General features: G+C 48.8%; 11 protein-coding genes. 8 read left to right on the plus strand and 3 right to left on the minus strand.

The features are described from left to right. Positions 1-123: 123 nt before the first annotated feature. Positions 124-510, minus strand: coding sequence for a UPF0146 family protein (locus L5462_RS03725; protein WP_237779445.1), 387 nt, complete (start codon positions 508-510; stop codon positions 124-126). Positions 511-528: 18 nt separating this feature from the next. Here L5462_RS03725 and rimI point away from each other — a divergent pair, with 18 nt between their 5' ends. The 8 genes from rimI (at position 529) to L5462_RS03765 (ending at position 9,746) form a co-directional block, all read left to right on the plus strand. Then, complete coding sequence (rimI, locus tag L5462_RS03730) at positions 529-996, plus strand: ribosomal protein S18-alanine N-acetyltransferase (protein WP_237779446.1); 468 nt, start codon at positions 529-531, stop codon at positions 994-996. A 40-nt stretch (positions 997-1,036) separates the two neighbouring features. Further along, on the plus strand, positions 1,037-2,119 hold the full coding sequence (carA, locus tag L5462_RS03735; protein WP_237779447.1) for a glutamine-hydrolyzing carbamoyl-phosphate synthase small subunit: 1,083 nt from the start codon (positions 1,037-1,039) through the stop codon (positions 2,117-2,119). A gap of 23 nt (positions 2,120-2,142) precedes the next feature. Further along, positions 2,143-5,322, plus strand: coding sequence for a carbamoyl-phosphate synthase large subunit (carB, locus tag L5462_RS03740; protein ID WP_237779448.1), 3,180 nt, complete (start codon positions 2,143-2,145; stop codon positions 5,320-5,322). Positions 5,323-5,389: 67 nt separating this feature from the next. Beyond that, on the plus strand, positions 5,390-6,721 hold the full coding sequence (locus L5462_RS03745; RefSeq protein ID WP_237779449.1) for a PKD domain-containing protein: 1,332 nt from the start codon (positions 5,390-5,392) through the stop codon (positions 6,719-6,721). Between the two features lie 145 nt (positions 6,722-6,866). Beyond that, positions 6,867-8,015 carry an amidohydrolase family protein gene (locus tag L5462_RS03750; RefSeq protein ID WP_237779450.1) on the plus strand — a complete coding sequence of 383 codons (1,149 nt, stop codon included), beginning with the start codon at positions 6,867-6,869 and terminating at the stop codon, positions 8,013-8,015. Positions 8,016-8,019: 4 nt separating this feature from the next. Next, positions 8,020-8,451: a universal stress protein gene (locus L5462_RS03755; protein ID WP_013296175.1), complete on the plus strand. Its 432-nt coding sequence runs from the start codon at positions 8,020-8,022 to the stop codon at positions 8,449-8,451. A gap of 40 nt (positions 8,452-8,491) precedes the next feature. Beyond that, entirely contained in the window at positions 8,492-9,337 is an 846-nt protein-coding gene (locus L5462_RS03760) for a CBS domain-containing protein (RefSeq protein WP_237779451.1), read from the plus strand. Then, on the plus strand, positions 9,330-9,746 hold the full coding sequence (locus tag L5462_RS03765; protein WP_237779452.1) for a hypothetical protein: 417 nt from the start codon (positions 9,330-9,332) through the stop codon (positions 9,744-9,746). Before L5462_RS03760 ends, L5462_RS03765 begins: the two co-directional genes overlap by 8 nt. A gap of 107 nt (positions 9,747-9,853) precedes the next feature. On the opposite strand, the gene larE is transcribed toward L5462_RS03765, so the two are convergent. Both larE and L5462_RS03775 read right to left on the minus strand, forming a co-directional pair. After that, entirely contained in the window at positions 9,854-10,966 is a 1,113-nt protein-coding gene (larE, locus tag L5462_RS03770; protein WP_237779453.1) for an ATP-dependent sacrificial sulfur transferase LarE, read from the minus strand. Next, entirely contained in the window at positions 10,929-11,612 is a 684-nt protein-coding gene (locus tag L5462_RS03775) for a TfuA-related McrA-glycine thioamidation protein (RefSeq protein WP_237779454.1), read from the minus strand. Before L5462_RS03775 ends, larE begins: the two co-directional genes overlap by 38 nt. Positions 11,613-11,759 lie beyond the last annotated feature (147 nt).

The raw sequence follows: 11,759 nt of genomic DNA on the forward strand, positions 1-11,759 counted from the left end.
GTAATATAATTATTAGTGAAGAATTAGTGTGATCACCTCGTGTTTTGGTGAGTGGATCACCTCTGAAGCAGATCCTCTCAGGTAATGGGCCACCTCTGCGGACATCATAAAAAATTGGATGGTTTATGGACTGTACTCGTAGAAAAAGGTTTTTCCGTAATTTACAAGTTTCATGGGTTTTTCTGTGGCGATATTTTCTCCGGTGAGTGGTTTGATGATCAGCCGGGCACCAACTGCGTCCGCCACCATCATGAGATGGTTGTGTAGTTCAGATGGGGGTCTTATGGAGTATATGGTGACAGCATCCCTGTAGATGTCCATGTCCGGTGATGTGATGTCATCGTAAATTATGTCCCCACGGGAAGGTTTAATATCTGTTAGAACCAAATCAACCTTTGAATGTTTCCTGATATAATCTGAAACATACAGGAATCTACCGGCACCAACCTCAACAACACGGTCGGATGGCTGAGAACTCCTGATTATATAAACTGCAAGATCTTTCCACATGGTACCACGGAGATAGAGATGATAGTAAGGGAATTCAGGCCACAGGACCTTAAAACGGTCCTGAAGATTGAAAGGGAATCATTTGCTGATCCCTACCCTGCACACCTCCTGAGGGACATATACAACCTTGGGGCAGGTTTCCTAGTGGCCCAGGAGGATGGCAGGGTCGTTGGATTCATAATATTCTGGATCCGCTTTGAGGATGAAGGTCATATTATCTCACTTGCAGTTGATAAAGATTACCGCCGCAAGGGTGTCGGGGCGGAACTGGTGAGGACAGCCATAGGTATATTTGAAAAATTTCATATTAAAAATATTAAACTGGAGGTAAGGGCAAAGAATAGAGGGGCCATAAATTTCTACAGGGCCCTTGGCTTCAGTGAGGAGAAGGTTATAGCCAACTACTATGAGGATGGAGAGGACGCTGTGGTGATGAGGATGGATCTCCACTCTGGAGGGGATTCTCCTTATGGTCATGAATATTAAATTAATCTAATCAGTCAGAAGTCATGATCACGGTGGTGAAATGTTTAGGGAAGCAAAATTAGCCTTGGAAGATGGTACAATAATAAGAGGAGAGGCATTTGGATTCGAAACAGTGAAGACAGGGGAAGTTGTATTTGCAACTGGGATGACGGGTTATGTTGAATCACTCACAGACCCCTCATACAAGGGCCAGATACTCATGCCAACCTACCCCCTGCAGGGCAACTATGGAATATCTGAGAAATGGTACCAGTCAGATGGTATAAAGGCCGAGGGCCTGATAGTGAGAGAGGAATGCCAGAAACCCTCACATCAGCTATCAGAAAAGACACTCTCAGAGTTCCTGGAGGAATATGAAATCCCCGGCATAGCGGGTGTTGATACAAGGGCTCTCACCATAAAGATAAGGGAGAGGGGGACCATGAAGGGCGCCCTTGCAACAGAGGAGATTGATGATGATGAACTCCTTGAACTGGCAGTGAATCAGCCAGACATAACCGAGATTGACCTTGTGGACCAGGTATGTGTTACCGAACCGGTCACCATGAATGAGGAGGCAGAGGGAAGGGTTGTTATAGTTGACTGTGGAATCAAGAGAAACAGCATAAAGGCCCTCCTTGAAAGGGATGTTGGTGTTGTTGTTGTGCCCTACAGAATGGAGCCAGAGGAAATAATGGAATATGACCCTGACGCACTCCTCATATCAAGTGGACCTGGTGACCCCACAAGGGTGAAGGAGGCCATAAGCACGGTCAGAACACTATCAGAAAAGCTGCCCATATTCGGGATATGTCTTGGACAGCAGATAATCGGTCTTGCATTCGGGGCCAGCATATACAAGATGAAATTCGGGCACAGGGGTATAAACCAGCCGGTGAAGGATCTCAGAACTGGAACAGTCTCAATAACATCCCAGAACCACGGGTTCACCATCGACCCGGAGTCAGTCAGGGGGACGGATATTGAGATCACACAGCTGAACCTCAACGACGGGACACCTGAGGCAATAGAGCACAGGGAACTCCCGGTTTTCAGTGTCCAGTACCACCCTGAGGCAGGACCAGGGCCACATGATACCGTGAACATCTTTGATCGTCTTGTAAGTGTTATGAAGGAATACTAGGATAAGAGGAAGATGGGGATAAAATGCCGCGGGATGAAAGCATCAACAAGGTACTTATCATAGGATCCGGCCCTATACAGATAGGGCAGGCTGCTGAATTTGATTATTCAGGTTCTCAGGCATGCAAATCACTGAGGGAGGAGGGGATTGAGACAGTACTCGTGAACTCAAACCCTGCAACCATCCAGACCGACATGGAAATGGCTGACAGGGTCTATGTGGAGCCCCTCACACCTGAGATAGTTGCAAAGATAATCCAAAAGGAGAAACCCGATGCAGTACTCCCAACCATGGGGGGACAGACAGGCCTCAACGTTGCAACGGGTCTTGCAGAGATGGGGGCCCTCGAGGGCGTGAGGGTTATAGGGTCCTCCATTGAGACAATAAGAAACGTTGAGGACCGTGACCTCTTCGACAGTTTCATGAAGAAACTCAACGAGCCAGTACCCGCAGCAAGAGCGGTAAATTCAGTTGAAGAGGCTCTTGAAGCCGTTGAGGAGATAGGGTATCCTGTTATAGTGAGACCCGCCTTCACCCTGGGGGGTACAGGGGGTGGGGTGGCCTACAACCGTGATGAGCTCATTGAGATAGCCACGAGGGGCCTTGAGATGAGCTTCATCAACCAGGTTCTCATAGACCAGTCGGTCCTGGGATGGAAGGAATTCGAGTATGAGGTCATGAGGGACCGCAACGACACCTGCATAATCGTCTGTAACATGGAGAACATTGACCCCATGGGCATACACACAGGGGAGAGCGTGGTGGTTGCACCTGCCCAGACCCTCAGTGACGAGGACAACCAGAGGCTGAGGGATGCTGCAATAAAGATCATAAGGGCCCTCGGAATTGAGGGGGGCTGCAACATACAGTTCGCTGTCCACCCGGAGACAGGGGAGTACAAGGTCATAGAGGTGAACCCGAGGGTTAGCAGGAGCAGTGCACTGGCATCAAAGGCCACAGGTTACCCCATAGCCAAGATCGCCGCCAAGATCGCCGTGGGCATGACCCTCGATGAGATAGAGAATGACATAACAAAGGAGACACCGGCATCCTTTGAGCCATCCATCGACTACATTGTGACAAAGATTCCAAGGTGGCCCTTTGATAAGTTCAGGGGGATAAGCCGGGAGATAGGGGTTCAGATGAAATCCACAGGGGAGGTTATGGCCATAGGAAGGACCCTTGAGGAGTCCCTTAACAAGGCCATAAGGTCACTTGATATAGGTGCAGATGGCTTCATGGAGATACCCTACACTAGGAAAGACCTTGAGAACCCCACTGACCTCAGACTGTTCCAGATCTACACCGCCCTTAAGGAGGGTATGGGTATAGATGAGATACATGAACTTACAAGGATAGACCCATTCTTCCTTGAGAAGATATGGAACATAGTCAACTTCGAGTCATCCCTCACCAGAGAATCCCTGAGGGACCCGAGGATCCTCCTTAGGGCCAAGAGGATGGGCTTTTCAGATTCAAGGCTTGCATCGATAACAGGGCTTGAAGAATCCGAAATAAGGTCTCTAAGGCTCAAAAATAATATAAAACCTGTCTACAAGATGGTTGACACCTGCGCAGCTGAATTTGAAGCGAAAACACCCTACTATTATGGCTGCTATGACCTTGAAGACGAGGTTGGTGTCTCAGACAGGAAGAAGGTCCTCATCATAGGTTCAGGTCCAATAAGGATAGGTCAGGGTATAGAATTTGATTACTGCTGTGTACATGCAGCAATGGCCCTCACTGAGGATGGTTATGAGACCATAATGGTTAACAACAACCCTGAAACCGTGAGTACAGATTACGACATATCTGATAAGCTCTACTTCGAACCCCTCACACTGGAGGACGTCCTTGCCGTTATAGATAAGGAGAAACCGGAGGGTGTTGTCGTACAGTTCGGTGGCCAGACATCCATAAACCTTGCTGTTCCCCTGGCAGAGGAGGGTGTCAGGATACTGGGGACACCACATGAGAGCATAGACAGGGTTGAGGACCGTGAAAGGTTCACCCGTGTCCTTGATAAGCTGGGGATACCACAGGCCCCCTATGGGATCGCCAAATCCTTTGAGGATGCGAGGGATGTGGCTGAACGTATAGGTTATCCTGTACTTGTACGGCCATCATATGTCCTTGGTGGAAGGGCAATGGAGATAGTCTACGATGAGAGGGAGCTTGAGGAGTACATGAGGGAGGCTGTAAGGGTATCCCCTGAGCATCCAATCCTCGTGGATAAGTTCCTTGAGGATGCAATAGAGGTTGACGTGGATGCCCTCTCTGATGGAACTGACGTGTACATCGGCGGGATAATGGAGCACATAGAGGAGGCGGGAGTCCACTCAGGGGACTCAGCATGTGTGATACCACCACAGAGCATCCCCCAGGAAATAATTGAAACTATAAAGGATTACACAAGGAAACTGGCCCTTGAACTTGAGGTTGTGGGCTTAATAAACATCCAGTATGCGGTGAAACCCGACTCTGACCCATCAGTCTACATACTTGAGGCAAACCCCAGGGCCAGCCGTACCGTGCCCTTCGTCAGTAAGGCTACAGGTGTTCCACTTGCCAAGATGGCCGCCAGGCTGATGATGGGGGCGAAGCTCAGTGACCTTGGACTAACAGAGGAGAAGGAGATAGACCATGTGGCAGTTAAGGAGTCAGTTTTCCCATTCATAAAGCTGCCAGGGGCAGACTCGGTGCTGGGCCCTGAGATGAAATCCACTGGCGAGGCAATGGGTATCGACGAGAACTTCGGGATAGCCTACTACAAGTCCCAGTTATCTGCCAGCATGGATCTACTAACAGAGGGCAAGGTATTCATAAGCGTCAGGGACCAGGATAAGGATAAGATAGCTGATATCGTTAAGAAGGCCAGTGAACTGGGCTTCAAGATCATGGTGACCCGCGGGACAGCAAGGGCGGTCAGTGACATAGCCGATATAGAGGTTGTGAGGAAGGTGAGCCAGGGGTCACCAAACATAAGGGACGCCATAATCAATGGTGAAGTTGGTCTCATAATCAACACACCATCGGGGAAGCAGTCAGCCGACGATGGCTATCTAATAAGGAGAATGGCGGTTGAACTTGGAATACCCTACGTCACGACACTGGCTGGGGCAAGGGCAGCCCTCAATGCCATTGAGGCTGTTCGACTTGGTAGGATAACCGTGAAGTCCCTTGACGAATACCATGGGATGTGATCCATGGCACCAATTTCCCGTTAAATTTTAAAGTATTGTGATATTATAGAATGTAGCGGTGAAGAACATGAGATACGGGAAACTCATACTCGCTACATTCATAATATTATCACTCACTGCATTACCCCTATCAGAGGCCCACATACTCATAGTTGCAGACAGCCTCTCAGATAGCAGCTGCATGTATGATGAGGCAAAGAAGGTTGCAACAACCCTCAAGAATAAGGGTTACCAGGTGCTTGAACTCTACAAGGGAAATGCAACCGTTAAGAACATACTCAAGGGAATGTACGGTGCAGATGCTGTGATATATGCGGGCCACGGAGGATACATGTCAGGGAACTATGACTGCCATGGGGGATATGCCAGCCCACCATTCTCACTGGTTGCAAGTGACGGCTACATATGGGGTGCAGGGGATATGGTGCAGGTCAATGGACAGACCTTTTACCTGCCCTTCAAGCAGGGAATACCCGTGATATTACTCCACGCATGCTTCTCAACAGGGTGGGTTGATCAATACGAGGTTAAAAACCCCATAGAGACCATCTACCACTTCTCAAGGATGTTCACAGGTTCAGGTGCCAACTACTATGCCACCGCGTGGGATGGTGCAGAGATAATATACGATTTCCTGAACGGCTCCAGAAACTTCTATGAGGCCAACCAGCAGAACTACTATGAGGTTATAAATAGGAGTACAGTTTACAATGGCACAAAAATCTGGCGCAACGACCATGGAAACGCAACCTTTGTTGGGGACTGGAACGGCACCTTCCCAGGGGCCAGCAATACAACACCCTATGATGATGCGGCTGCAGAGGAATGGTACAGAATCAAGGTCAAACCCAACTTCACGGGAAGCAAACCCGTGGTAGACTTCACATACACCTACTGCGGCTCAACATCAGTCAGGTCATTCGCCTTCAGGTCAACGGCATATGACCCTGATAACGACACGATCACACTCAAATGGAACTTCGGTGACGGATCAACAGCAGCATGTGAAGAGGTCACCCACACCTATGCAAGGGAGGGCTACTACACAGTTTCACTGACTGCGACAGATAGCAACGGCTTAATCTCAGTTAAGAAAAAGACAATCACAGTTGGAAACCCCAAACCAGACCTTGTGGTCACAGGGACAAGAAAATCTGGAAGCACACTCTACATATACGTTAAGAACCAGGGGACAGATGCAGCCAGAAACTTCTACACAAGGGTATGGTATGGCAGCTACTCAACAAAGAACTATAAGCAGGTGTACACAGGTACACTGAACCCGGGTGCGACGGTCACACTGAAGACATACTACAAATATTCACGGGGCACGGTTAAGGTCGACTACTACGGCAAGGTCTCTGAGAAATCAGAAACAAACAACATCAGGAAATTCTGAAGAAGTTTCCATTTAATTCTTCTTCAGGAACTCACTAGAGGCCTGAATTCAATTTTTATTTTCATTCCCATTAACATGGACTCAAATTATTCTATTCTTCAGATCTCACAAAAGAATAAAATAGTGCAAAAACCAATAATTGAACATGCTTGTTGTTGAAAACGGGACTGTCCTCCGGGGTGCCCTGCTGAGACCAGAGAGGACAAACCTCCTCATTGAGGACGGCATCATAGCCGAGATAACCCCTGATAGGATCCCCGGCAGCAACAGGATTGATGCATCGGACCTCATAGTTGCACCCGCCCTTGTGAACTCCCATGTGCACCTTGGAGATTCAGTTGCAATGGATGTGGGTGATGGGAGGCCACTTGAGGATATAGTGAGGCCCCCTGATGGCCTGAAACACAGGATACTTGAATCATCACCACCCTGGAAACTTATGGCATCCATGAGGGATGCTATGGTTGACATGCTCGCCCATGGGACTGGAGCGTTCATTGATTACAGGGAGGGTGGTGTTAAGGGTGCTGAACTCCTCAATGAAGCAGGGGCTGATCTCCCACTGAAGGGAATGATACTCGGGAGGGACCCCACGGTTTTTGACCCTGAAGCATCAAATGCTGAGGTGAGACATGCCGTGAGGAGGATCCTTGAAGTATCTGATGGGTTCGCACCAAGCGGTATGGGTGAGATAACCGATGAGGCAGCGAGAATAATCGTTGATGAATGTGAAAGGATGGGTAAGGTTGCATCGATTCACGTTGCAGAGCACCCGGAATCCCAGAAGAGATCACTTGAGGATACAGGTAGAACTGAGGTTGAAAGGGCCGTGGATGCAGGATTTAAGCTTCTGGTTCACCTCACAAACCCAGTCAGGGATGACCTTGAAATTGTAAGGGAAAGCGGGGCCTCGGTTGTTCTGTGTCCAAGATCCAACGGGGCGCTCTCAGCAGGAATACCCCCAGTTAAGAGGATGCAGGGGATGGGCATAAATCTCCTTCTCGGCACAGACAACGTCATGTTCAACTCACCGGATCTCCTCAGGGAGATGGAGTACACCCTCAAGGTTACTAGGGGATCCACAGGTGAGTACTTCCCACCAGTTGAGGTGCTGAGGATGGCAACCGTTAATGCCTCGGGGATAACGGGTGGGGGTGTTATCGAGGAGGGATTCCCGGCGGACCTCATGATCACCGAGAAACTATCCGCTGACCCCTACCTCTCCATCATAAACCGTACTGAATCGAAAAATATAATATATTTAATAATAAAAGGTAAATTAGTTAAGAGGTGAGGCTATGTACAGTAAAATCCTGCTCCCAACCGACGGCTCAAAACATGCCAACAAGGCAGCCGAACATGCCATATGGATTGCCAGGGAAAGTGGAGCCGAGATAATTGCTTTAACAGTTATGGAGACATCATCCCTTGTGGGTCTCCCGGCAGATGACCTTATAATAAGGCTGAGGGAGATGCTCGAGGAGGAGGCATCAAGGTCCCTTGAAGCCGTTAAGAAACTTGTTGAGGAATCAGGGGCAGGTGTTAAACTGACACTCAGGACCGATGAGGGTTCACCTGCAGAGGCCATACTAAGGACAGTGGAGAAGGAGGGCGTGGATCTCGTGGTCATGGGAACCTCAGGCAAACACGGCCTTGACAGGTTCCTGCTGGGCAGTGTGGCAGAGAAGGTGGTGAGGTCAGCGGGCTGCCCGGTCCTTGTTGTTCACTGAAAACCATTTTTTTTTAACCGACTCGCTTCTGGTGTTGGTCATGCTTGTAAAGGAGATAATGTCAGAGAAAATACACTATGTAACTGTTCCAGGAAACAGGGCAACAGCCCTTGAACTAATGAGAAAGGAGAATGTATCAGGGCTACCAGTTGTTAAGAAGGGAACAGAAGAACTTGTGGGTATAATAACAAGGTCAGACCTTGTTGAAAATCCGGATGAGGAGCAGATAGCGCTGATAATGACGAGGAACCCCGTCACAGTCGCCCCGGACGACGATGTCAGGGTGGCTGCAGAGAGGATGCTTGAGAGAAACATCCGGAGGGTCCCTGTTGTGGACCAGGACAGGCTTGTGGGTATAGTGACAAGCTATGACCTGGTTGCAGGTGCAATTGCAGAGATGGAAATCGATGAGCCTGTGGAGAATTACATGACAAGGAACATTCCCACAACATGGGACAGAACACCCCTCAATGTGGCATTTGAGATAATGAGGTACTTCGGTTTGAAGGTCCTCCTGGCCCTCAACAACAGCGGTGAACTCTCAGGAGTCCTCACAGAGACTGACTTCATAAATGAGAGTGAGGTTGTCTCTGAAAGTACCGTTCATAATACATCCGTGGGTACAGAGGGTGACAGGTGGTCCTGGGACAGCAAAAACGTGCTTTACGTTATAAAAAACCAGCTTAAATTCCCTGATAAGGAGGTAAGGGATGTTGCAACCACAGATATAGTCACCGCAACCACCTCAACCACGGTCACCTCCTGCGCAAGGAAGATGAAGAGGAGGAACATTGAACAGATACCCATCATAGACTATGAGGGAAACCTCACCGGGCTTGCAAGGGCCAATGACCTTATAAATGCTCTGATTGATTCAAATGAGTGACCAGAGGATAAACCTGAAGGCCTCAAAGGGTCTTCTCAGGGTGGCGGCTAAGAACCATGGTGAGGTCTCAATAATGGATATTGAGATCAAAATGCTCCTCGGCTACTGCTGGTGGTATGATCTACCGGTTATTGAGACACTGCTGGATGTACTTGAGATGACACTGAAGAGGGCTGTCTCTGAGGTACTCCCCCATGATGAGCTACTGGTTGATTACACGGTGAGAACAAATGATCTCCCTGATGACTCCAGTGAGGTTGAAATAATTTTCAATGAGATAAGTGCTGATGGGATTGAATTCAGCACCCCCAATGGACTTTTTTTAAAGGGTGATGATTCAAGGGGCCTCCTTCAGAGGATCACCTCCTTCAGAAGGAGGGTTAATGAGAATGTCCAGAGGGTCCTGTGACTGGACAATCCAACGCAACTAAAATCTGAGGCCCCATATTATGTTGGACCACTGATCTAGTCAGCGACCTCGTATTCACAGGATATTGATGACTTATGAGTGGACCATCATGTTTCTGATGGGGAGTGGTTCTGTGACTGCATGTCCTCATGCTCCCTTATGATGTGTGGCAGCACCTCAAGGAGCACCTCCTCGGCATCTTCCCTGTCCTTCACCCTCCTTGCCACTATCTTCCCGTTCCTGAAGATGGTCACGTTACTGTCACCCACCTCAACCATGACAACACCCATCTTCTCTGAACATCGGGGCCCCATCTCCTCCAGTTTTTCACATGTTTCTTTTATATCGATGGGGTAGGGCAGCTTAACCTCGAACATTATCCTTGATTCGGCATCCCTGCAGGGCCTGTAGAGTACGATGTCCTCCCCACCCCCTCTGTAGCCTGTGAGGTCCAGAAGCACCCTTTTAAATCCAACGGCCCTCAACTCATTCTCTATATGCCTCAGATTTACTGCATTGAGTAGCCTCTCCGGTTCATCGACCTCTATTATTGCAGAGTCCCCCTCATGCCTGACCCTCACGGTGCCCTCACCGTAGAGTCCCCTGATGAGGGTTTCAGCATATGAGACCCTGTTTATCCGTTCCGGCGTTATCTCCTGATCCTTTATCCTTGTAGCAAGGCATGTGGTGTTCTCTGAGTATTCAAGGTTCCTCTTCTTGAGGTATTCAAGGACATCACTCCGCGTAATCCCGGCATCGAGGAGAGGGGTCTCTATCCCCAGGATATGATTCACGATGGTCCCAGGGCGGTCCTCAAACATGTCGCTTGCGGTGGTGCCATCCAGGACAACCTCAAAGCCCCTTTCCCTGGCCTCCTGGAGTATTGAACTGTATATGATGTTCTTGCATACAAGGCACCTCTCTGGGGTGTTGCTCACAAACTCCTGGTTTTCAAGTAGCGGTCTGTTTATTATAAAGTGCTCCACCCCAAGGGATTCAGCAATTGATGAGGCATTTTCTATGAAGCCCCGGGGCATGACACCTGTGTCAACTGTGAATGCAGCAACCGCATCAGCAGAATCCCGTGCAATGTCAAGCAGTGCTGTGCTATCAGCCCCACCTGAGAATCCGACAGCAACACTCCGGCCCTTAAGGGCATCCTTCACCTTTTTTATCTTTGATTCAAGATCCATGAGTTTCACATCCATTATCCTGATCATCAGAGCTTATCAGTCCCTTAATGTAGTTTATAACCTCAAGGGCATCCTCCCTTTTCATATCCCTCCCTTCAGATTCAAGGAATGACATGAGGGATGCCTTTCTGTTTTCAGGTATCTCTGCGTCATGCAGAATCCTCTGGTAGTTCCTGAGGGGATAAAACAGATCCTTAGCGATTTTCATGAGTTCTCTGAAGTCATCTTCACCGATGATACCCCTTTCAAGGGCCCTTTTAAAGTTAAAATGAATGCTAACAAGGGAATCTGAGAGGGCCTCAAGGGTTTCAGGGTTGAATGCAACCGCAACATCATCATCAGATTCCAGATCACCATTCAGGTAGGCCCTGAATATCCGGCCAACTCCCACCATCCCCAGTTCATGAAGTTCAGAAGCCCTTAGCGCGCCCATACTGGCCCCACCAATAACGGTAACACCCCTCCTGAGGGCTTCAATGATTTCACGGTGCCCCACTGCTGGGCTCTGATGGAAAACACCGTCAATTATCCCTATTATGTCCGGTTTCTCAGAGAGGGCGTCATGGATATCACCCCTCCTCACAGGGGGCCTGTAATCTGCCCTGAGGATATCTGATGCCTCAGTGTGGGAAAGTGATGGTCCTGTAAATATTATGATTTTCCTTCCACGCATATGATTATCTAGTGCATCGGGTCACTTAATCATTTCATCTCTGGGATGACCTTGGTCCCTGTCATATTAGGTTGTGGTGATAGTGGATGTTTTCATCTCTGGGATGACCTTGGTCCCTGTCATATTAGGTTGTGGTGATAGTGGATG

Origin of the sequence: Methanothermobacter sp. K4 (assembly GCF_022014235.1) — an archaeon.
Lineage (GTDB): Archaea > Methanobacteriota > Methanobacteria > Methanobacteriales > Methanothermobacteraceae > Methanothermobacter.